The organism is Actinomadura hibisca NBRC 15177 (assembly GCF_001552635.1).
Taxonomy (GTDB): domain Bacteria; phylum Actinomycetota; class Actinomycetes; order Streptosporangiales; family Streptosporangiaceae; genus Spirillospora; species Spirillospora hibisca.
Genome location: NZ_BCRO01000031.1, coordinates 39,544 through 61,121, shown reverse-complemented (window position 1 = coordinate 61,121; position 21,578 = coordinate 39,544). Strand labels below are relative to the sequence as shown.

23 protein-coding genes are annotated in these 21,578 nt (G+C 71.7%); 14 read left to right on the top strand and 9 right to left on the bottom strand.

What is annotated here, in order from left to right:
- Positions 1–42 precede the first annotated feature (42 nt).
- Positions 43–429, top strand: a complete 387-nt coding sequence (locus tag AH6_RS15690) for a MerR family transcriptional regulator (protein ID WP_067480037.1) — start codon at positions 43–45, stop codon at positions 427–429.
- A 235-nt stretch (positions 430–664) separates the two neighbouring features.
- Positions 665–1,147, top strand: a complete 483-nt coding sequence (locus AH6_RS15685; RefSeq protein WP_218005837.1) for a hypothetical protein — start codon at positions 665–667, stop codon at positions 1,145–1,147.
- Here AH6_RS15685 and AH6_RS15680 read toward each other — a convergent pair.
- Positions 1,092–2,072, bottom strand: coding sequence for a helix-turn-helix transcriptional regulator (locus tag AH6_RS15680; RefSeq protein ID WP_067480350.1), 981 nt, complete (start codon positions 2,070–2,072; stop codon positions 1,092–1,094). The genes AH6_RS15685 and AH6_RS15680 overlap by 56 nt on opposite strands.
- A 98-nt stretch (positions 2,073–2,170) precedes the next feature.
- Between AH6_RS15680 and AH6_RS15675 the strand changes: the two genes are divergently transcribed.
- Positions 2,171–2,740 (top strand): DinB family protein, encoded by a 570-nt coding sequence (locus AH6_RS15675; RefSeq protein ID WP_067480035.1) that lies wholly within the window; start codon positions 2,171–2,173, stop codon positions 2,738–2,740.
- 54 nt (positions 2,741–2,794) lie between these two features.
- Entirely contained in the window at positions 2,795–3,895 is a 1,101-nt protein-coding gene (locus AH6_RS15670) for a winged helix DNA-binding domain-containing protein (protein ID WP_067480033.1), read from the top strand.
- Positions 3,896–3,979: 84 nt separating this feature from the next.
- Here AH6_RS15670 and AH6_RS15665 read toward each other — a convergent pair whose 3' ends face one another.
- The 4 genes from AH6_RS15665 to AH6_RS15650 all read right to left on the bottom strand — a co-directional run bounded on the left by AH6_RS15665 (position 3,980) and on the right by AH6_RS15650 (position 7,488).
- Complete coding sequence (locus AH6_RS15665) at positions 3,980–4,465, bottom strand: hypothetical protein (protein ID WP_157431500.1); 486 nt, start codon at positions 4,463–4,465, stop codon at positions 3,980–3,982.
- Between the two features lie 178 nt (positions 4,466–4,643).
- A complete protein-coding gene (locus AH6_RS15660; RefSeq protein ID WP_067480028.1) occupies positions 4,644–5,567 on the bottom strand; it encodes an SMP-30/gluconolactonase/LRE family protein in 924 nt (307 codons plus the stop codon).
- An 82-nt stretch (positions 5,568–5,649) separates the two neighbouring features.
- Positions 5,650–6,519, bottom strand: a complete 870-nt coding sequence (locus AH6_RS15655) for an SDR family oxidoreductase (protein WP_067480026.1) — start codon at positions 6,517–6,519, stop codon at positions 5,650–5,652.
- A gap of 39 nt (positions 6,520–6,558) precedes the next feature.
- The gene (locus AH6_RS15650) at positions 6,559–7,488 is read right to left on the bottom strand and encodes an EamA family transporter (protein WP_067480024.1); all 930 of its coding nucleotides are present in this window, start codon (positions 7,486–7,488) and stop codon (positions 6,559–6,561) included.
- A 92-nt stretch (positions 7,489–7,580) separates the two neighbouring features.
- On the opposite strand from AH6_RS15650, the gene AH6_RS15645 reads away from it, so the two are divergent.
- Together AH6_RS15645 and AH6_RS15640 are read left to right on the top strand one after the other, a co-directional pair.
- Complete coding sequence (locus AH6_RS15645) at positions 7,581–8,111, top strand: MarR family winged helix-turn-helix transcriptional regulator (RefSeq protein WP_067480022.1); 531 nt, start codon at positions 7,581–7,583, stop codon at positions 8,109–8,111.
- A 233-nt stretch (positions 8,112–8,344) separates the two neighbouring features.
- Positions 8,345–8,794, top strand: a complete 450-nt coding sequence (locus AH6_RS15640; RefSeq protein WP_067480020.1) for a hypothetical protein — start codon at positions 8,345–8,347, stop codon at positions 8,792–8,794.
- A gap of 99 nt (positions 8,795–8,893) precedes the next feature.
- Here AH6_RS15640 and AH6_RS15635 read toward each other — a convergent pair whose 3' ends face one another.
- Positions 8,894–9,523, bottom strand: coding sequence for a TetR/AcrR family transcriptional regulator (locus tag AH6_RS15635; protein ID WP_169807863.1), 630 nt, complete (start codon positions 9,521–9,523; stop codon positions 8,894–8,896).
- 74 nt (positions 9,524–9,597) lie between these two features.
- Here AH6_RS15635 and AH6_RS15630 point away from each other — a divergent pair, with 74 nt between their 5' ends.
- The 5 genes from AH6_RS15630 to AH6_RS15610 are packed head-to-tail and all read left to right on the top strand — an operon-like array spanning position 9,598 to position 17,217.
- Complete coding sequence (locus AH6_RS15630) at positions 9,598–10,914, top strand: MFS transporter (protein WP_067480016.1); 1,317 nt, start codon at positions 9,598–9,600, stop codon at positions 10,912–10,914.
- The gene (locus tag AH6_RS15625; RefSeq protein ID WP_067480013.1) at positions 10,904–12,550 is read left to right on the top strand and encodes a glycoside hydrolase family 13 protein; all 1,647 of its coding nucleotides are present in this window, start codon (positions 10,904–10,906) and stop codon (positions 12,548–12,550) included. The genes AH6_RS15630 and AH6_RS15625 overlap by 11 nt, the downstream gene beginning before the upstream one ends.
- Positions 12,547–14,562 (top strand): alpha-galactosidase, encoded by a 2,016-nt coding sequence (locus AH6_RS15620; RefSeq protein ID WP_218005836.1) that lies wholly within the window; start codon positions 12,547–12,549, stop codon positions 14,560–14,562. Before AH6_RS15625 ends, AH6_RS15620 begins: the two co-directional genes overlap by 4 nt.
- Positions 14,552–16,237 (top strand): glycoside hydrolase family 2 protein, encoded by a 1,686-nt coding sequence (locus AH6_RS15615; RefSeq protein ID WP_067480010.1) that lies wholly within the window; start codon positions 14,552–14,554, stop codon positions 16,235–16,237. Before AH6_RS15620 ends, AH6_RS15615 begins: the two co-directional genes overlap by 11 nt.
- The gene (locus AH6_RS15610) at positions 16,234–17,217 is read left to right on the top strand and encodes a DUF2804 domain-containing protein (protein ID WP_067480008.1); all 984 of its coding nucleotides are present in this window, start codon (positions 16,234–16,236) and stop codon (positions 17,215–17,217) included. The genes AH6_RS15615 and AH6_RS15610 overlap by 4 nt, the downstream gene beginning before the upstream one ends.
- Positions 17,218–17,234: 17 nt before the next feature.
- Here AH6_RS15610 and AH6_RS15605 read toward each other — a convergent pair whose 3' ends face one another.
- Positions 17,235–17,777 carry a DUF1707 SHOCT-like domain-containing protein gene (locus AH6_RS15605; RefSeq protein ID WP_067480006.1) on the bottom strand — a complete coding sequence of 181 codons (543 nt, stop codon included), beginning with the start codon at positions 17,775–17,777 and terminating at the stop codon, positions 17,235–17,237.
- 39 nt (positions 17,778–17,816) lie between these two features.
- Positions 17,817–18,413 (bottom strand): hypothetical protein, encoded by a 597-nt coding sequence (locus tag AH6_RS15600; RefSeq protein WP_067480004.1) that lies wholly within the window; start codon positions 18,411–18,413, stop codon positions 17,817–17,819.
- A gap of 160 nt (positions 18,414–18,573) precedes the next feature.
- Here AH6_RS15600 and AH6_RS15595 point away from each other — a divergent pair, with 160 nt between their 5' ends.
- Complete coding sequence (locus AH6_RS15595; RefSeq protein WP_067480002.1) at positions 18,574–19,239, top strand: hypothetical protein; 666 nt, start codon at positions 18,574–18,576, stop codon at positions 19,237–19,239.
- A gap of 135 nt (positions 19,240–19,374) precedes the next feature.
- Here the strand turns inward: AH6_RS15595 and AH6_RS15590 are convergent, their stop codons facing one another.
- Positions 19,375–20,205 carry an NmrA/HSCARG family protein gene (locus AH6_RS15590; protein WP_067480000.1) on the bottom strand — a complete coding sequence of 277 codons (831 nt, stop codon included), beginning with the start codon at positions 20,203–20,205 and terminating at the stop codon, positions 19,375–19,377.
- A 123-nt stretch (positions 20,206–20,328) separates the two neighbouring features.
- On the opposite strand from AH6_RS15590, the gene AH6_RS15585 reads away from it, so the two are divergent.
- Entirely contained in the window at positions 20,329–20,991 is a 663-nt protein-coding gene (locus AH6_RS15585) for a TetR/AcrR family transcriptional regulator (RefSeq protein WP_067479998.1), read from the top strand.
- 363 nt (positions 20,992–21,354) lie between these two features.
- Positions 21,355–21,567, top strand: coding sequence for a hypothetical protein (locus AH6_RS15580; protein ID WP_067479996.1), 213 nt, complete (start codon positions 21,355–21,357; stop codon positions 21,565–21,567).
- Positions 21,568–21,578 lie beyond the last annotated feature (11 nt).

Here is a 21,578-nt window from a genome sequence, read left to right as displayed (position 1 = left end):
CTCACATGGGTGTGAGAGTCAAGCGGCGGGAAGGAGGACGGCGTGCGGATCGGCGAGCTGTCCCGCAGGACCGGCGTGCACGAACGGCTGCTGCGCTACTACGAGGAGCAGGACCTGCTCCAGCCCGCGCGGCGGCCCAGCGGCTACCGCGAATACAGCGAGGCGGACGTGGACACGGTGCGCCGCATCCGCAGCCTGCTCGCCGCCGGCCTCAACACCGCCACCATCGGCACGATCCTGCCGTGCCTGCGTGACGAGGGCGAGCGCCTGGTGCCGACATGCTCCGACCTGCTCGGCGACCTGATGAGGGAACGCGAGCGGATCACCAAGGCCATCACCGACCTGCAGACCTCCCGCAGCGCGCTCGACAGCGTCATCGCCGCAGCCCCCGCCGACGTCGCCGAACGCGCCACGACCGGCACCACCTGAGAGGCGACCTACGGGAGAACGGCTTTGTGATAGCCGCCCAGGGCGCTGCCGATGAGGTCGGCGCCGCCGGTGTGGAGGGCGAACGACCGGCGGTCGAAGGTGTCCCCAGCGAGGCGGAGTACTCGACGGTGATCTGCGGCATGCACGGCCTCCTCGACGCGAGCGGTGATCATTATGGCCGCCCGTCCGCCACCCGCCGGGCACCGGGTGCGGACCGCCGCCTATCCTCGCGGCCGTGGAGGCACTGGCGGCACGGTTGTCGCAGCTGGACACCCAGGTCGAGGGCGCGATCCGCGTCGTCATGTTCCACGACACGCTGATGCGCCGACGGGTGGACCTTCCGGCGCTGGTGCGGGCGTCGGCGGGGCTGGCCGAGTGCGTGGCCGGGATCCGCCTGCACAGTACGGGGCGGACGATCCGGTTCGCGCCCGACGGCGGTTCGGTTTCCGGTTCGTCGGCCTCCGTCTCCAGCAGCGCGCCCATCGCCCTGGACGACGAGGAGATCGGCACGGTGTGGCTGGAGCGCCCCGGCCCGCCCAGCCCCTTGGACGAGGCGTTGCTGGATCGCCTGGCCATCGCCGCTGCGGGCGTGGTCGAGAAGTACGGGCCCGCCCGCACCACCATGGCCGATCCCACCGGCCTGATCCGCGCCCGCCTCGCCCTCACCGCCTGGCGGCTGCGGCGTAGCGGCGGGCCAGGCGTGCGAAGGCGTCACTGAGCTCGGCCGGGCCGACGACCTCGATGTCGGCGTCGAACGCGCCGATGGCGGCGGCCAGGCCGGTCCACGACCACGAGCCGAGAACGAGGCGGCAGCGATCCGGCCCGAGCGCCTCGACGGCCCCGTCATAGGTGTAGCGGGACACGGCGGCGGCGGGCAGGCCGAGGATCACTTCGCCCAGACAGGGCCAGCCGCCGGAACCGCCGGCACCCCTGAACCGGTCGGCGATGAAGGCGGCCACGTCGCCACCGGGCAGCTCGCGCGGCGTGAAGCGGGGGCCCGTGGGCGAGCGCGGGGTGACGCGGTCGGCGCGGAAGGTGCGCCAGTCCTCGCGGTCGAGATCCCAGGCGACCAGGTACCAGCGCCTGTTCCAGGTGATGAGGTGATGCGGCTCCACTCGTCTCGGCGGGGCCATGGTGTCTTCGTCCGTCCTTGCCGGGGACGCGTAGTCGAAGCGCAGCACCTCCCGGGCATGGACGGCGGCGCTGAGCGCCATGAGCACGCCGCCGCCGACCTGCGGCCCCTGCCGGGCCGTCGGCGGCTCGACGGCGGTGACCCGGAAGGTGTCGATCCGGCCGCGCAGCCGCGCGGGCATCACCTGCCGGACGGTGTGCAGCGCGCGCATCGCGTCCTCCTCGATGCCCGCGCCGGAGGTGGTGGCGATCTGGAGCGCGATGGCCAGGGCGACGGCCTGCTCGTCGTCGAACAGCAGCGGGGGCAGGCGCGTCCCGGCGTCCAGCCGGTATCCGCCGTCGGGCCCCTTGACGGCCGTGATCGGGTAGCCGAGTTCGCGCAGGCGGTCCACGTCGCGGCGCACGGTGCGCGGGCTGACCTCCAGCCGCTCGGCCAGCAGCGCTCCCGGCCAGTCCCGGCGCGCCTGGAGCAGCGAGAGCAGGGCCAGCAGACGCGCTGAGGTCTTCGCCATGACGTCCATGATGCCCGGAGAAGAGGACACATCCTGGCCTCTTCCCTTGCGAAGGTTGTCGCGTACCGGCCAACGACGACGATCAAAGGACATCCGCCATGACCCTCTCCTCCACCACCCTCGACACCGAACGCGCCGACCTGCTCGCCGCCCTCGCGACCGCACGGGTCGCCCTGACCGGCACCGTCAGCGGGCTCACCGACGAGCAGCTCGGCGAGCGCCCGACGGTCAGCGCGCTGTGCCTCGGCGGGCTGGTCAAGCACGTCGCGTCCATGGAGGAGGACTGGTCGCGCTTCGTCGCCGAAGGGCCGTCGGCGCTCCGCTACGACCTGCCCGACGGCGTCACCTGGGCCGACATCGCGTCCGGCACCGCGCGCGAGTTCCCGCAGTGGATGATCGACCACCAGGAGGAGTTCGGGATGTCGCCCGGCGAGACGCTGGAGGGCGTCCTCGCCCGTTACGAGCGCGTCGCCGCCCGCACCGAGGAGATCGTCGCCGCGCTCCCCGACCTGTCGGCGGCGCACCCGCTGCCGGAGGCACCCTGGCACGAGCCGGGCGCGGTGCGCAGCGCGCGCCGGGTGCTGACGCACATCATCGCCGAGACCGCCCAGCACGCCGGGCACGCCGACATCCTGCGCGAGACCCTCGACGGCCGGACGGCGGCCTGAGCGACACCGAAGGGACGACGACACCGTGAAGACGCGCGAGCCGGGGAGACACCGATGACCGTTCTCAGCCTTCGGGCGCTCAACCGCGCGACGCTCGCGCGGCAACTGCTGCTCGACCGCGCCGACCTGCCGGTCCGCGACGCCGTCGCCCACCTGGGCGGCCTCCAGGCGCAGGAGCCGCAGGAACCGTTCGTCGGGCTCTGGTCCCGGCTGCGCGCCTTCGACCCCGCCCGGCTCTCGGAGCTGCTGGTCGGCCGGAGCATCGTGCGGACCCACCTCATGCGCCGGACCATCCACCTCGTCACCGCCGACGACGCCCTCGCCTGGCGGGCTCGCCACGACGCCATGCTGCGCCAGCGGGTGCTCGGGGTCTACCGCCGCGAACTCGCCGGGATGGATCTGGACGAACTCGCGGCGGCGGGCCGGGCGCTCATGGCCGACGGCGAACCCCGCTCGATGCCGGAGATCGGGCGGGCGCTGGCCGAGCGCTGGCCGGAACCGGGGCCGCGGGCGCTCGGCGAGATGTTGATCGGCGCCCTCGTCCCGATGGTGCAGCTGCCGCCGCGCGGGCTCTGGCGGACGAAGGCGGGAGTGCGCAACGTCCCGCTCTCGTCCTGGCTGGGCCGCGAGATCGCCCCTCCCGCCCCGGACGGCTCCGATCCCGTGGGCCGGGAACTGGTGCGGCGCTACCTGGCCGCGTTCGGTCCCGCCGCCACGGCCGACCTGCGCGCCTGGTCCGGGCTCGCCGGGCTACCGGCGGCGGTGGCCGGGCTGCGCGAGGAACTGGTCACCTTCCGCGACGAGCGCGGCCGGGAACTGCTGGACCTTCCCGACGCGCCGCGCCCGGACCCCGACACCCCGGCCCCGGTGCGGTTCCTGCCAGCTTTTGACAACACGATCCTCGGTTACGACGACCGCAGCCGGATCATCGACACCGCCCACCGCGGTCTGTCGGTCGCCGGTGTCCGCGTCGTCCTGGTCGACGGACGGGTCTCCGCGACCTGGAACGTCGAGGACGGCGCCGTGACGGTCACCCCGCTGCGCCGCTTCTCCCAGGCCGACCGCAGCGCCGTCGCCGAGGAGGGCGGAGCGATGGCGTCGTTCCTCTCCGACGGCGACGACGACCGCGTGCGGATCGTGGAGTCTCCCCACTGAGCAGGGGACGGAGCGTGTCGCCGCTTGGCGAAGCCCCGTCCGGTCCGCCGGATCGGGCGGGGCCTCACCTTCCCGCGACGGCCGTCACCGGCAGTGCGAGGCGGCGGGCGAGGTTTCCAGATGCCGCTTGCCGTGGAAGTAGATGTCACCGGCGGCATGGATGCAGCGGCCTCCGGCGCGGACGCGGACCGGCCCGGCGAAGTGCGTGAACGCGCCGTCCTGCGCGGCGGGGCGGCCGTGGAAGGCGCACAGCGGGCCGGGCCGGGTCTGCTGGCAGGCGACGAGGAACACGCTGGTCCGCAACCGCACGCCCCGGGTCGCGCCGAGGTGGTTGAGGCGGGCGCAGTTCTGGCCGTCCTTGTAGTAGACGACCAGTTCGGCGACGGGGCTGCCGTTGTAGGACGCGACCTTGCGGTCGATGAGGCGACCGGCGCAGTTCTGCGCCGGGGCGGCCGTCACGGCGGTGGTGCGCACAGGGGTGGCCTGGGCGGGCACGACCGCGACGGCGCCCATAGCGAGGGGAAGGAGGGCTGCGGTCAGGATGCGGCGAATGATCGGATGCTTGCGCAAGAGAACTCCCTTGGCTGGTCCATGGCTTTCATGTCGCCTCACACAAGGTAGTTGTGAAACTACTCTCTGTACCGTGCCGTGGAGCCACGATGTCCTCGCCTAACCGCGAGCGTTGCCAGGCGTAACGGCCAAGACTCGATAGCGGGCTTCACCTGCGCGAACACACCGATCCGCCGGGTTAGCGACGCGGGCGAACGGCCACCGCCGTGTAAGGCGTGGTGGGGGTCGGAGGGGTGTCGAACCGGGCGTTGGGCAGGTACAGGCGGCCTCCGAACGCCGCCAGCGTCGTGGGGACGTCGAACCGGCGGTCGGTCACCCGTCGCACCACGCGGGCGGTCGTCGCGGCACGGTCCAGCCGGAGCACGGTGACCACGTTGCGCCGGTTCTGCACGGCGTAGAGGGTGCGGCCTTCCAGCAGCATGCCGTCGCCTTCGGTCAGCGACTCGCCGCGCAGGTCCACGCGGCGGGTGCGGCCGGTCGTGTCGGCCCGGAACAGCCGTCCGGTGTTGGACTGCACGATGAGCAGGCCCTTGCCGTCGGGGGTGGCGGTGATGCCGTTGGCGTTGAAGCCGTCCCGGTAGGCCAGGTCGCCGGTGATCGGGATCGTCTCGGCGGCGGCGGGCAACCGGCCGTTGCGCAGCGGCACCTTGTAGAGCACCCGCTTGTAGGAGTCGGTGAACCAGGCCGCGCCGAGGGTGAGCACCACGTCGTTGACGTAGGTGGTGCCGGTGGCGAGCCGGTAGGAGGCCAGCACCGCCCCGGTGCGGGTGTCGACGACCCGCGCGTCACCGCCGGTGCCGCCCGCGACGAACAGCCGTCCGTGGGCATCGGTCTTGAGACCGGCCGCGGGGGTGCCGGGCCCTCGGCTGACGATCTTGCCACGGCCGGTGCGCAGGTCGGTGCGGTAGATCGACCCGTCGGCCAGCGACCCGAAGTACGCGACGGGCCCGGGGCCGATGGCGATGCCCTCGGGGCGGAAGCCGTCGGGCAACGCGAAGGAGGTCGGAAACGCGCCGTCCCGCCGCGCCGATGCCGCTCCGGCGGGGGTGGCCAAGGTGACGACCAGCGTGCCGGTGGCGAGAACCGCGATCGATCGCCTCATCTTCTGTCCTTCCTCTTTTCGTGGTGCGGTCGCTGACGGGTCTGCGGCCGGGCGGTGGTGCCCGACCGCAGACCGGGCCTGGTCAGGAGAAGGCCGCGAGGTGGTCGCGGATGAAGTCCGCCACGTCGCGCGGCGGGTGCCCGACGACGTCGAGGAAGTCGCCGGTGGTGTAGTCGCCCCAGCCTGCGGCGTAGGCCTGCGAGTACTCGATGAGCATGTCGGTGATCCAGGCCGGGACGCCGTAGCTCAGCAAGGTGTTGCGCTGGGCCTCGTCGGAGACCGGCACGTAGTCGACCGGTTCGCCGAGGGCCCGGGTGAACCCCTGGGCGACGTCGGCGAAGGAGACCGACCTCGGCCCGGTCAGCGTGTAGGTCCTGCCGTCGTGCCGCTTCGGGTCGTCGGTGAGCACGCGCGCGGCGAACTCCGCGATGTCCCGGACGTCGATCATGCCCAGCCGGCCGTCACCGGCGTTGAGGGAGAACCGCCTGTGCGCCGCGATGTCGCCCGCTTCGTTCAGCAGGTTCTGCATGAACCAGTGCGGGCGCAGGACGGTCCAGCTCATCCCGGACTCCTGCAGCTCGCGGTCGGACAGGGCGTGCAGCCGCCCGCTGCGGGTCGGCGCGTCGTGGGCCGCGCCGACGACCGAGAGGCGGACGATCCTCTCGACGCCCGCCTGCCGCGCGGCCCACACGGCGTTCATGCTGTGCTCCGGGGCGCGCGGCCCGTTGGGGACCAGCAGCCACAGGTCCTGGACGCCCTCGAAGGCCGGGGGCAGCGAGTTGGGATCGTCCAGGTCGCCGGGCACGACCTGGATGCCCTGGTCGCGCAGCGGCGCGGCCTTGGTCTCGTCCCGGACCATCGCCCGGACGGCGAGGTCGGAGCCTTCCAGCGCCGTCCGCAGCGCGCTGGAGACGCTGCCGGTGGCTCCGGTGATCAGCAGGGTGCGACCCATGGTCGGTGTTTCCTTTCGTCGGGGGGAACGTGCGAGATGTCAGGAGGTGGAGGAGCGGTGCGCGCGCGGCGTCACGCGCAGCAGGGCGCTCGCCGCCTGTGGTGTGAGCTGCGCGCCGAGGATCGAGACCATGGCCAGGACGAACCCGGCGGTCTGGAGTGCGGTGAGCGGCTGGCCGAGCACCAGCCAGCCCAGCGCGGTCGCCACGACGGGCGAGAGCAGGACCAGGAAGGACACCGCCGCGACCGGCAGCCGTCCCACGCCCTGGAACCAGAGCACGTACGCCACCAGCGTGCCGACGACCCCCAGCCAGAGGTAGCCGCCGACCGCCGCCGCGTCCAGCGCGGGCGGTGTTCCCTCGACGATCAGGGCGAGCGGGACGATCAGCAGCCCGCCCGCCGTGAGCTGCCATCCGGTGAACGACAGCAGGCCCGCGCCATGCGTCGCCCCCCAGCGCTTGGTCAGCACGACGCCGGTGGCCATCGACAACGCGGCCGCGATGCCCGCCAGGACACCGAGGAGGTCGAAGGCCGCCTCCCCGCGCAGCACCATCAGCGCGACGCCCGCCACGCCCGCGACCCCCCAGCCGAGCCGCCAGGCGGTCGGCCGCTCCTTCAGGAGCAGCAGGGCCATCCCGGCGACGAGCAGCGGCTGCATCGAGGTGAGGGTGGCCGCGACGCCGCCGGGCAGCCGGTAGGCGGCGACGAACAGCAGCACGTTGAACGCGCCGATGTTGAGCAGGCCCAGCACCGCCGAACGCCACCACCACCGGCCGCGGGGCAGCGTGCGGGTGAGCAGCAGGACGGCGAGTCCGGCGGGGAGCGTGCGCAGCACGCCGGAGAGCAGGGGGCGGTCGGGCGGGAGGAACTCGGTGGTGACGAGGTAGGTCGTCCCCCAGGTGATCGGGGCGACGGCGGCGAGGGCGGTGAAGGCGGCGGTGCGCGAGCCGCCACCGGCGTTCTGGAGCATCTGAACTCCTCAATATTGAAATGTTCAACATTGAAGACTTTAAGACTGTTGATACGCTGCGTCAACCGCGTGCACGTCGAGAAGGGGGCCGGATGGGCGACAACGTCGACCGCGTGCTGGAGCAGTGGCTCGCCGAGCGGCCCGACCTGGACGCCTCGCCGATGGGCGTCATCGGCCGCGTCCAGCGCGCGAGCCGCCGGCTCGAACGCGGGCTGAGCGAGAACTTCGCCCTCCACGGCCTCCAGCTGTGGGAGTTCGACATCCTGGGCACCCTGCGCCGGTCCGGGCCGCCCTACCGGCTGACCGCCGGCGCGCTCTCCGCCAGCGCCATGGTCACCTCGGGCGCGATCACCAACCGCATCGACCGGCTGGTGGCCAAGGGCCTGGTGACCCGCGAGACCGACCCCGCCAACCGGCGCTCGGTCGCCATCACCCTGACCGAGAGCGGCTGGCAGGTCATCGAGGACGTCCTCGCCCACCACGTGGCCGAGGAGGAACGCCTGCTGGCCGCCCTGAGCGCCGATGAGCGGCGGCAACTCGCGGCGCTGCTGCGCACCCTGCTGGTGGGGCTCGGCGACGTGCCGTCGGCACCGGTGCCCGAGACCGCTCAGGAGAGCCGCTGACAGGCCAGGCGTGAGCCGTCGCGCGGTTTCCGGCCGCTCCTGGCGTCGCGCTCGCCGGATGTCCGGATGTGGGCAGCCGCCTGCGGGTGACGGGAACGCGAAGCGGGGGGATCCTGGGCGCAGTAGCCGGACGGCGACGGGCTCCCCGAGCCCGCGCCCGTCGTCCGGATCACGGTCCGCACCCCGCAGCGCAGAACCGGGATCGACCCGGCCGAGCACGAGGAGACCGGCTCATGGCGAGCAGCGTGGTGAACGGCGTGTTGCTGGAGGGCAGCGCTGAGGGGATCACGATCGTGAAAGGGGCCTTCGGGCGCAAGAAGCGCAAGTGCCTCAAGGGCTTCGGCATCTGCAAGATCAAGGTCTTCCCGCCGTCCATCGAGGAGGACATGGACGCTCTGGAGCGCCGGATCGCCGAACCGCACGAGGAGTTCTACGCCGCGTTCCTGCTCAAGGAGGAACGGTCGGCGCTGGAGATCCGCTTCCTGGAGCCGCTGCCCCAGTACGAGGCCGACTTCTACGTCGACGAGGGCTATCCCGGTGTCGAACGCATGCTCCGTGACGTGTGCGGTTACGCGGAGATCCTGCCCACCATCGGCGACTACCAGGCGCGGCAGCAGCCGGACGCCCCGCACGGCGTCGTGACGCTGGACGTGCAGCTCGGCCCCCGGCAATCGCAGGAATAGCCGAGGCCTGTACCCCGCTCCCGATCCGGACGCGGCGATTGCGATGGACCACCGCCGCCTGTCCTCGTCAACCGTCCGGACGGGCCCCCGCCCCACGTCTCACTCGGCGGAGGACACCTCGGTGAAGTAGGCGCGCAGCATCCTGCGTCCTTGCTCGATCATGAGGGGGTCGCCGTCCGGGGAGGCCGCGAAGGCGAGCTGGAGGGCGGCGGCCGTGGTCTGGATGGCCAGCCGCATGACGCGGTAGGGGTCGGGGAGCGGCGGCAGCCCGGCCTCGTCGAGGGCGAAGTGGTAGAGCCGCTCGGCCAGCACGTCCCCGCCCTCGGCCGCCTCGCCCTGCGGCAGGAACGTCTGCCCGCCGGACCGGGTGTCGGCGAAGTCGACCACGGTGTAACCGGGGACCGTCCTGCGCATCTCGATGGTCTCGGCCAGCACGAGTTCGACCGCCTGCGGCCAGGTGAGCGCGCCCCCCTCGGCCACCCGGCGGCGCAGCCGCAGGAGGAGCAGTTCCAGGTTGCGCAGCGCCAGCTCGCGCAACATGCCGGGCTTGCCGTCGAAGAACTGGTAGACGGTGCCGCCCGGCACCCCGGCCCGCCGGGCGACCTCGGCGGTGGTCAGCGCGTCGAGGCCCACCTCGTCCAGCAGGCGGGCGCAGGCGTCCAGGATGCGCTCGACCCGGTCGATGCTCCGCTGCTGGACCGGCCGCCGCCGGATGCCGGGATTCTCCACGTTCTCAGTCTTAACATAACGCCCTGTCATGTTCTAACGTGTCAGCCTCTCATGTTTTCCCCCGAAGGAACCGCATGCACGAGGTGCGCACCACGCCCGTGAGACGGGTGTCGGCCGGCTGGATGGCGCTGCTGGCGCTCGCCCAGATGGGCGTCATCATGGCGATGACCGTCGGCAACCAGGTCCTGCTGCCCTCCCACATGGTGCGCGTCGATCCCGAGCACAAGGAGGCGTCGCTGGCGGTCGTGTTCGCGGTCGGCGCCGCCTGCACGATCGTCGCCAACCCGCTGTTCGGCGCCCTGTCGGACCGGACCCGGTCCCGGTTCGGCCGGCGCCGCCCCTGGATCGTGGGCGGCGCGCTGGTCTGCGCCGCCGCGCTGGTGTTCCTCGCCTGGCAGGACTCGCTGGCCGGGCTGGTCGTCGGCTGGGCGGTCGCGCAACTCGCGTTCACCGCCGCCCTGGCCGCCGCCATCGCCACAGTGCCCGACCAGGTGCCGGTCCACCAGCGCGGCAAGGCGTCCGCGCTGGCGGCCGTGGGCCAGCTGACCGGGCCGCTGCTGGGCGGGGTGGTGGTGACGGTCCTGCTGACCGGCGTGCGGAGCGGGTTCCTCGCGATGGCGGCCCTGACGCTGCTGCTGATCCTGCCCTTCGGCCTGTTCACCCGCGAACCCGTGGAGGCTTCCGACACTGTCGCCACCGCCGCTGGAAGCGCTGGGACCGCCGTCGCCACGGTCGAGACGGCCACGGTTGGGACGGCCGCGCCGTTCGACCTGCGGGCCTTCCTGCGCGGCCTGTGGGTGAGCCCGCGCAGGCATCCCGACTTCGCCTGGGCCTGGACGAGCCGGCTACTGATCACCCTCACGCTCGCGATGGCGATCGGCTACCTCCAGTACTACCTGCGGGACGCCGTCCACTACGAGCGGCTGTTCCCCGGGTCGACCGTCGAGCAGGGCGTCGTGGTGCTCGTGGCGGTGTTCACGCTGAGCAGCGTCGTGCCGACGCTGGCGGCGGGCTGGTTGTCCGACCGGTACGGCAGCCGCAGGCCCGCCGTGTTCGTCGGCGGCCTCACGATGGCCGCCTCCGGGCTGGTGCTGACGCTGCTGACCAGCTGGACCGCCGCCATCGCGGCGTCGGTGCTGCTCGGCGCGGGCTACGGGATCTTCGCCGCCGTCGACCAGGCGATGGTCACCCAGCTGCTGCCCACCGACGCCGACCGGGCCAAGGACCTCGGCATCGTGAGCCTGGCCAACTCGGCGGCCAACGCGCTCGGCCCGGTGATCGCCGCGCCGCTGGTCACCTCGGCCGGCGGCTACCCGCTCATGTACGGCGTGGCGTCCGCCTTCGCCGCGCTCGGAGCCTGCCTGATCTGGAGGATTCGCGGTGTCCGCTGAACGATCGTCTGACGGGGACCGGCCGGGGCCGGGACCGTGGTGGCGGGACGCCGTCGTCTACCAGGTCTACCCGCGCAGCTTCGCCGACTCCAACGGCGACGGCGAAGGGGACCTGCCCGGCGTGTTGTCCCGGCTCGACCACCTGGCCGACCTGGGGGTGGACGCGCTCTGGCTGAGCCCGTTCTACCCCTCGCCGCTGGCCGACGGCGGCTACGACGTGGCCGACTACCGCGACGTCGATCCGCGCTACGGCACGCTGGCCGACTTCGACGCGCTCGTGGCGGGGGCGGCGGCGCGGGATATCAAGGTGATCGTCGACATCGTTCCCAACCACTGCTCGGCCGAGCATCCATGGTTCCGCGCCGCGCTGGCCGCCGGTCCCGGCAGCCCGGAGCGCGAGCGGTTCGTCTTCCGCGACAAGCCCAACAACTGGCGGTCGTTGTTCGGCGGCCCGGCCTGGACCCAGGTGGCCGACGGGCAGTGGTACCTGCACCTGTTCGACTCCGCCCAGCCCGACTGGAACTGGCGGCACCCCGACGTGGTCGCCCTGTTCGAGGAGGTGTTGCGGTTCTGGCTGGACCGGGGCGTGGCCGGGTTCCGGATCGACGTGGCCAACATGTTGTTCAAGCAGGACGGCCTGCCCGACGTCGTTCCCGGCGACCAGAGCAGCCCGCTCACGCCGGGCCTGGCGGCCACACCCTACGAGCACCAGCCGGAGTTGCTGGAGCTCTACCGGTCCTGGCGCACGATCCTCGACTCCTATCCCGGTGACCGGAGCGCCGTCGCGGAGATGTGGTTCGACGCCGACCAGGCCAGGCCCTACCTGGTGGGGGACGGGCTGGCCCAGCTGTTCAACTTCAAACTGATGCCGGCTCCGTGGTCGGCCGAGGAGTTCCGCGCGGTCATCGACGAGTCGCACCGGCTGGCGCGCGAGACGGGCGGGTCGATCCCGTGGGTGCTGGGCAACCATGACGTGCCGCGCATGGTGACCCGATACGGCGTCGACCAAGCCCTGGTCCGCGCGCCGACCCCCGACGTCCTCCTGGGTCGGATGGACGTCGACGTCGAGCTGGGCACCAGGCGGGCCCGCGCCGCCGCGCTGCTGCTACTCGCCCTGCCCGGCGGCGCGTACATCTACCAGGGCGACGAGCTGGGCCTGCCGGAACACCTCACCATCCCGGACGAGGCCCGGCAGGACCCGATGTTCGAACGCACGCTCCGCACGTTCATGGGGCGGGACGGTTGCCGCGTGCCGCTCCCCTGGTCCGGCACGGCCGCACCGTACGGATTCGGCGATGCGGATACCCGCGTCTCCCCAGAAACGTGGCTGCCACAGCCGAAGGACTGGGCAGAGCTGACCGTGGCCGCGCAGCAAGCCGACCCCGGCTCCACGCTGAACCTCTACCGGACCGCCCTCGCCCTCCGGCGCGATCACCCCGCGCTCGGCGACGGCGACCTGACCTGGCTGAACGCACCTCCTAGCGTGCTGGCCTTCGCCCGCGACCCCGATTTCACGCTGATGGTGAACTTCGGCTCCGAACCGGTGCCGCTGGCTCCGCACCAGAACGTGCTGCTCGCCAGCGGACCGCTCGACGGCGACCTGCTGCCACCCGACACCGGAGTGTGGTTGTCGTGATCGTTCACGAAGAACCCGGTTTGTGGCTGCTCACCACCCCGTCCAGCGCGTACGCCGTGCGGCTCGGACCGGACGGCGCGCCGCGCTGCGCCCACTGGGGGCCGCCCCTCACGCTCGACCAGGCCCGCGCCCTACCCGCCGGACGCGAGGAACTCGCCAGCGAGGGCGGCGGACGGTTCGGCGTGGCGGGCCTACAGATCAGATACGACGACGGCGTACGCGGCGTCGAATGGCAGCACCTCGGCCACGACATCACCGACGACAATCCGGGCAGCCACCTGACCATCAGAATGGCCGACCGGCACTACCCGCTGGAGATCGATCTCCACTACCGCGTCAGGCCCGGCGACGACGCCATCGACCGCTGGACGACCCTGCGCAACACCGGCGCGGCACCGATCACGATCCTGCGCTGCGACTCGGCGGCCTGGACCGTCCCGCACCGCCCGGACTACCGGCTCACCCACGTCACCGGCGAGTGGGGCGCGGAGTTCCAGACCAGGCGCACGCCGCTCGCGATGGCCGAGACCACGCTGACCAGCAGGCGCGGGCACAGCGGCCACCACGCCAACCCGTGGGTGATGCTCGACGCGGGCGACGCGACCGAGGACCACGGCGAGGTGTGGAGCGCGGCGCTGGCCTGGAGCGGAAGTTGGCGCATCACCTGCGAACACGATCGCGACGGCCGCGCGGGCTGGACCGGCGGGTTCGGCCACGAGGGCGTGACCTGGCGGCTCGGACCAGGCGAAACCCTGGAGACGCCGAAGTTCACCGGCATCTACTCGGCCGAGGGATTCGGCGGGATCAGCCACCGCTGGCACGACCACGTCCGCTGCCATGTCCTGCCCGCGCCCGACCGGACCCGGCCGGTGATCTTCAACTCGTGGGAGGCGACCGAGTTCGACATCTCCCAGGCGCAGCAGATGGAGCTGGCCGACCTGGCCGCTGGCATCGGCGTCGAGCTGTTCGTGGTGGACGACGGCTGGTTCGCCGGTCGCCGGGGCGAGACGGCGGGCCTGGGCGACTGGTGGCCGGACCCCGAACGTTTCCCCGACGGCCTCACTCCGCTGATCGAGCACGTGAAGCGGCTCGGCATGGACTTCGGCCTGTGGGTGGAGCCGGAGTCAGTCAATGAAGACAGCGAGCTTTACCGCAAGCACCCCGAATGGGTACTGCGCCAGCCGAACCGCCACTCGTCCGAAGTGCGCGACCAACTGCTGCTCGACCTTGCTCGGGACGACGTTGCCGCGTGGGTGTACGACCGGCTCGACGAGCTGGTGACCGGCAACGACATCGCGTTCCTCAAGTGGGACATGAACCGGCCTGTCACCGAGGCCGGTGACGACGTGTGGGTGCCGTACATCCGCAACGTGTACGCCGTGATCGACCGCCTGCGCGCGGCTCACCCGCACCTGATGATCGAGGGCTGCGCGAGCGGCGGAGGCCGCGCTGACCTCGGCATACTCGCCCGCACCGACCAGATCTGGACCTCCGACAACACCGACGCCGCCCAGCGCATCGCGATCCAGCACGGTTACGGCCGGCTCTACCCGGCCTGCACGATGGGCGCGTGGGTGACCGACAGCCCGAACGCCATCACCGGCAGGCCGACACCGCTCGCCTTCCGCTTCCACGTCGCGATGGCGGGCGCGCTCGGCATCGGCGGCGACCTGCGGCGATGGAGCCCGGCCGACCTGGCGGAGGCGGCACACCTCGTCGAGCGGTACAAGGAGATCCGCCCGGTCGTGCACGGTGGCCGCGCCGACCGTCTCGCCGACTGGGCCGTGCAGTACACCCGTGACGCGGACGTCATCGTCCTCTCCTGGCGGCCGACGATGCTGGTCCACGCGACGGCCCCCGTCCGGATCAAGGGCCTCGACCCGGACGGCCGCTACCGCGACCGGGACACCGGGGAGATCCACCACGGCGTCGTGCTGATGAACCACGGGTTGCCCCGGCCGTGGCCATTCGAGTCCAGCAGCGAACTGAAGAGGTTCACCCGTGTCGGATAACCCGCTTCCGGAGTACCCGCGCCCTCAGCTCGTCCGCGACAGCTACCTGAACCTCAACGGCCGCTGGCAGTACGCGTTCAGCGACGACGCCCCCGATAACTACCAGGGCGAGATCCTCGTGCCGTACTCGCCGGAAGCGCCGCTGTCCGGGGTGAACCGGCAACTGCTCCCGGGGGAGACCCTCTGGTACCGCCGCTCGTTCGACCTGCCGGACGGTTTCGCCGATGGCCGGGTGCTGCTGCACTTCGGCGCGGTCGACCAGACCTGCCGGGTGTGGGTCAACGACGTCGAGGTCGGCGGGCACACCGGCGGCTACCTCCCCTTCCACTTCGACGTCACCGACGCGCTGCGCCCCACGGGGAACGTCGTCGTCGTGTCCGTCCAGGACGACACCGGGGACGGCTCGCGGGGCAAGCAGCGTCTGCGGCGCGGCGGCATCTGGTACACCGCGCAGTCGGGCATCTGGCAGACGGTCTGGGCCGAGCGCGTGCCCGACGTCCACGTTGAACGGCTCACCCTGACCCCGCTGCTGGACGACTCGTGCGTCGAGGTGACGGTCCATGCGTCCGAAGGCGAGGCGCAGGTCGAGATCTCCGCCGGAGGCTCGCTGGTCGCGCACGCCACGGTTCCAGCAAGTCAACCCGTCCGCATCCCCCTGCCCGAGGTGCGCGCCTGGACTCCCGAAGACCCCTTCCTCTACGACGTCACCGTGTCGCTCGGCACCGACCACGTGCGCGGCTACGTCGGCATGCGCTCCTTCTCGGTCGGACCCGACGCCGACGGCGTCCCCCGGCTGCTGCTGAACGGCCGTCCCTACTTCCACGCGGGCGTGCTCGACCAGGGCTACTGGCCGGACAGCCTCTACACCCCGCCCGACGACGCGGCGATGGTCCACGACATCGCCACGATGAAGCGGCTCGGCTTCACCATGCTGCGCAAGCACATCAAGATCGAGCCGCTGCGCTGGTACCACCACTGCGACCGGCTCGGCATGCTCGTCTGGCAGGACATGGTCAACGGCGGCGCGCCCTACCGCCCGTCGGTGATCACCACGCCCGCCGTCCTGCCCGCCCTGCGGCTGGACGACCGCCGCCACCGCCGGTTCGGCCGGGCCGACGCGGCGGGCCGCGCGGCCTTCGAGGCCGAGCTGCGCGCCACGGTCGAGCACCTGCGCAACGTGGTGAGCCTGGCGGTGTGGGTGCCGTTCAACGAAGGTTGGGGCCAGTTCGACGCCGCGCGGATCGCCGCCGAACTCGTCGAACTCGACCCGACCCGCACGATCGACCACGCCAGCGGCTGGCACGACCAGCGCGCGGGCGACATGCAGAGCCTGCACGTCTACTTCCGCCGGTTCCGCCCGCCCCGCCCCGACGGACGGGTGCTCATACTGTCCGAATACGGTGGGTACAGCCTGCCGGTCGAGGGACATCTCTGGGGCGACAAGCAGTTCGGCTACCGCCGGTACCGAACGGCGGAGGCGCTCGGCGAAGCGCTCGTCCGGCTGCACGAGGAGCAGATCATCCCCGCCATCGCGCGCGGGCTGAGCGCGACCGTCTACACGCAACTGTCCGACGTGGAGGACGAGATCAACGGCCTGCTCACCTACGACCGGGCGGTGCTCAAGCTGCCCGCGGAACTGCTGCGCTCGATCACCGAAAGGCTCAGGCTGCCATGACCACCCACGAGCGGGAGATCACCGAGCCCGTCGACCTGTGCCGGGCCGACGGTCGGCTCAACGCCGCGGCGGTCGGCTGGACCCGGCGGCCGCTGCACCGCGGCAACCTGCGGGGCTGGGGGCGGTGCAAGCGCTGGGAGTACTGGGGCGTCGTCACCCCGCGCCACATCATCGGCCTGGTCGCGTCCTCGCTGGACTACGCGGCGGTGAACAGCGTGTACGTGCTCGACCGGGAGACCCGGGCCGAGACCGTCAAGGACGCGGTGGTGCCGCTGGCCCGCGGCGCCGTCTTCCCCGACCGCAGCGGCGCCGGGACGGTGTCGGTGCGGGGCGGCGGCGTGAAGATCGACATCGAGCAGACGGCCTCGGGCACCGCGATCCGGGCCGTCGCGCCCGGCGTCGAACTGGACCTGGAGGTGCCGCTGCCGGAGGGCCACGAGTCGCTTGGCGTGGTGGTGCCGTGGGGGCCGAACCGGTTCCAGTACACGCTGAAGGACGTCGGCCGCCCGGCGCGCGGCCGCCTGTGGCTGGGGTCGGCGGAGTTCGCGTTCGACGAGACCGACTCGTTCGCCGTGCTCGACCACGGCCGGGGCAAGTGGCCGTACTCGATGACGTGGAACTGGGCGGCCGGAAGCGGGCCCGGCCGGGCGATCCAGCTCGGCGGCAAGTGGACCGACGGCACCGGCTCGACGGAGAACGCCCTGTTCCTCGACGGCCGCCTGCACAAGATCGGCGACGAGCTGGCGTGGACCTACGACCGGACCGACTGGTCGCGGCCCTGGCGGATCACCGGCCCGCGGGTCGAGGTGGAGTTCCGGCCCTTCCACGAGAAGGTGGCCCGCACCGAACTGGGTCTGGTGGGCAACGAGACCCACCAGTGCTTCGGCCACTTCTCGGGACGGGCGCGCGCCGACGACGGCACCTGGGTGGACCTCGACGGCCTCACCGGCTGGGCCGAGGAGGCGCGCAACCGCTGGTGACGTAGGCCGCGACGAGGTCAGCGCCGCGCGTGGCGGATCTTCAGACGGCCCATCCCCATGCCCCCGGAGATCCGGATCTTCGGGCCGCCGGGGCGGGGGTGCGGCGGGGGCTGGTAGAGCAGGGCCTTCCAGCCGGTGTGCAGGTGCTCGACGTCCACGACCGCGTCGCGGGGCACGATGATCGTCGCCTTGCCGGTGCCGAGGTGCAGCCGGATGTCGATCACCGGGTGCTCGATGACCGCCCGGGACAGGTTCAGGCGCACCTTTCCGAACGCGGACTCGACCTTGAACACGCGCGGCACCCGCCACTCGCCGCGCCGCCGGATCCGTCCGCTGAAAGCGGTGATCGTGGCGGTGGTGCCCGGCTTCTCCGGCGGGAGCGCGGCCAGGGCCGGCACGAGGTCACCGTGCGTCTTGGCGGTGAGCGCCTGGTGGAGGCGTTCGTCCATCTCCTCGTGCGAGAGGTGCCCTTCGGCGTACGCCTCTTGCAGGCGGTGCACGGCCATGTCGCGATCGTCTTCGCCGACTAGAGATGAAGGGTCTTCCGTAAGGGGGGACATTGTTTCACCCTAACGCCGTGCCTGTAAGGGGCGTGAGGCCTAGGCGATGCCGCGCTTCTGCCGTTCTGCGTCGATGAGTTCTTCCACCAGGTCCTCGGGGCGTACGACGGGCTCAGGCTCGCGAAGGGCGTCGTAGGCGTCCTGGGCGAGGGGCAGGCCGAGGTCGGCGAGGTCGTCCGCCAGTTCGGTGAAGGCGAGCCGTTCGTCGGGCTCGTCCAGGTAGCGGGAGCAAGTAGCGACGCATGCTTCGGCCAGGGTGCGTCCCGGCAGGAGCCGGAACGAGGCTTCGGTGTCGAGCTCGACGAGCGGCGCGGGGCGGTCGGCGGGCTCGTCGGGGTGCAGCCAGTAGCCGATCCAGTTCTCCTCGTCCTTGGCGACGAGCTTGACGTACTTGCCCATCTCCGCCATTCCGGCGCAGATGGCCTGCATCTCGGGATCGGCCAGCTCGGCTTCGCTGAGGTAGCTGGTGTCGCGCAGCATGTCGACCTCGCCCGGCTCCGGGAACGTGAGGAAGAGGAGGTCGCGGAAACCGGTGCGACCTTCCCACTGCGCCACCAGCATGGTGCGCAGGTCATCAGGGAGCGGACGGCCGCCCAGACGCTCGCGGGAGAACTCCTTCAGCCGTTCCTCGAACATGGTCCGCTCCATCGATCACCGTTGATTGCCCAGCAGACTCTAAGGCAGCCTCCGGTGCGGGGCTCGGGCCTGCACGACCCGTGTCGGTCATGTTCGGTGAAGTCCGCTCTGCGGGGCGGCTGTTTCGGGATCCTGGGCTTCCGTACCCAGGGAGGTTCTTGTGGACAGCTACTTCCGTATGCAGATCGGCCTGGCCGCCACCGGTTCTCGTTGGGACTTGTACACCGATCCTGTCCTTGATGATGCGGCTCGGGCTCTGGAAGCGCTTGAGGACGTCCTGGCCGACCACGACATCAGGGACGGATTCCAGCGACGTACCGGTGACCTGGCGGGCCTGGTGCTCAACGCGGTCAAGGAGCGCTGTGTCCGCGCCAACTACTTCACCGGCGAGGAGGAGATCGACCCCTGTGCGCTGCTGCAAGTCGCCCTGGACTTCCTGCCCGATCACCTCGACACTCCGCTGACGCCCCTCCAGCCGCCGGTGATGGCCGACTCCACCGCGATCGTGGCGTACATGGTCCTTCCCCGCCTGGACACCACACCGCCGCTGGGAGAAGACGGTCGGCAACCGTTGGTGGTGACCCTGGGCAGGCCCGACCGTGCCGCCGCGGCGGCCGCCGCGTCTTCGGGCACCGGTGGCTGGTACGGCGGCTACGAGCCCGGTCCGTGGGAGTGGGTGCTCGGTCACAAGGTCCCCCACGGCACCTGGACCGCCACCTTCCACGGCACCGGCGTCGTCGCCCCTGAGCCCTGCGCCGAGACCGCGGCCCGACTGTCGCCGATCATCGCCCAGGTCCTCAGCGGCGAGACGGTCCTGCCCCGCTGACCCGACCCAAGCGATCCGCCGCCCACGTTGACGGCCGTTGATCGGCTCCACCTCGCGCCACCGGCGTCGTGCGCAGTCGGGCGGCATCGAGCGGGGATACCGCCCGCGGCTCTCAGCGGTGCGACGCCGTGCGGGCTACCCGGCGGCGAGCCGTCGCGTCAGGAACTCCTCGAAGGTCAGCAGTTCCGGGAACCGCTTGCGGAGCGCGGACACGTCGGCCCGGTAGCCGTCCTCGGCGAACCACTCGAACATGCGCTCCTCGATCGGCAGCGGGACGAGGCGGGTGGGGACCCCGCTGACCCGCTGGTAGATCTCCGCGACGCGGGCGAAGGACAGCTCGTCTCCTGCGATCTCCAGCTCGGTGCCGAGGAACCCGGCCGGTTCGTCGAAGGCGGTGGCCGCGATCCGGCCGATGTCGTCGGAGGCGATCAGCTGCATGGGCCGGTCGGGCAGCACCGGCAGCTCCATAACCCGCTCGCCGGTGGCATCGGCGTAGTGCAGCAGGTTGTTCATGAAGAACACCGGGCGCAGGATCGTGGTGGGTAGCGCGAGGGTCCGGATGTGGGCCTCGATCTCGGCCTTGCTCTCGAAGTGGTCGATGCCGGTCCCGCGCTCCGCGCCGCCGACCGAGCTGTAGACCAGGTGCTGAACACCGGCCTCGGCGGCGGCGTCCGCGACCGCCTTGCCCTGGCGGACCTCGGCGGCGAGCGTCTCGGGCTCGTACGCCAAGGGCTGGACGCTGAACACGCCGTGGACCCCGGCCGCCGCCCGGCGCAGGGACGCGGGGTCCTCCAGGTCGCCCTGGACGAGTTCGGCGCCGAGCTTCCGAAGGTCTTGCGCGGCGGGACCGCCGGGGGCGCGGACCAGGGCCCGCACCGCCCAGCCGCGCTGGAGGAGTGCTCGGGCGGTGGCGCCGCCCTGGTTGCCCGTGGCTCCGGTGACCAGGACGGTCCTGGTGTCGGTCATGACGTCTCCTGTCGTGTTGCGTTCGGGGAGCGGACCTGCGGCCGTTGAATCGGAGCGAAAAACTCCGTTTAGACCTGAGGCTATAACGGAGCGAATCACTCCGCAACGGGATAGGCTGACCCCGTGAACGCTCCAGGACGGCGGCCCGCCCCGCGCCAGGCCGAGGCCGAACGTAATGACCGGGCCCTGTTGCAGGCCGCCCGCGAGGTCCTCTCCGAGGACGGCGCGCACGCCTCCGTCGCCGCGATCGCCGCCCGCGCCGGGGTCGGGATCGGCAGCCTGTACCGCCGCTACCGGACCAAGGAAGAGCTCTTCCAGCGCCTCGCCGACCTCTCGCTCGACCAGTCGCTGCGCGTCCTGGAGGAGGCGGCGGCGCTCGACGATCCCTGGGAGGCGCTGACGGGGTTCGTCACCGCGTCCCTGGACCCGGGGGGAGGCTCGCTCGCGCCGATCGCCGGGACCGTCGAGGTCACCCCCGCCATGTGGGAGAAGAGTCGCCGGGCCGACGAGCTGCTCTCCGGCCTCGTGGACCGCGCGTCGGCCGCCGGGATCCTGCGCGCCGACGTCGCACCGACCGACATCTGGGCGCTGCTGGAGCAGTTCGCCGCCGCCCCGATGTTCGAACAGCTCCGCAAGCAGGGCCGCACCGACCAGCTCCCGGCCGCCGCGGCGGCCCGCCGCCGCATCGTCGCGGTCGTGCTCGACGGCCTCCGCGCCGACGGCGAGCCGCTCCCCGGAGACCCGCCTCCTGAGACGCTGTTCACCCGGCGCTGGGCGACCGCCTGACCCCGGCCGCCGCGGAAACGACGTCCTCGCCTGCGGCGCGAACCGGCCCTTCTTGAGGTGAAGGACGGACTCTCGCCATATCGATCTCTGGAACGTGGCAGGCTGCACGGGATGTGCAACCCCCCGCAACTCGTGAGAGCAGCCCGCCGCCTCCCCTCGACGCTCCAGGCATGGGGATTGACGGCGTACATGCGCTGGTCGTGGCACCGCAGCCGACCCCGGGCCGCCGGGGGATGAACCGGCCGCCCAGGAAGATCATCGGCAAAATACGGCATGCACCCGTTACCACACCTTTGCTCGCGGAGAGTAATTAACTGCTCACTTTGGGTATGAACCGGTTGGTCTCAACTCGAAGGAGCGAAGATGAAACGCAAGCTCGTCCTGGTGCCCGTCCTGGCCCTGAGTGCGCTCGGCACGGTGGGCCTGGCCGCCGGCTCGGCGTCGGCCGCCACCAACAGCGCGCCCGCCAGCGCCTCGCAGGACCCGTGGCCGGGGCACCACAACCACTACGACTACGACGGCCCGTCCTGCAACGGCGGGCTGCTCAACCTGGTGCTGCTGGCCAACTGCGACTGAGTACGGCCCGT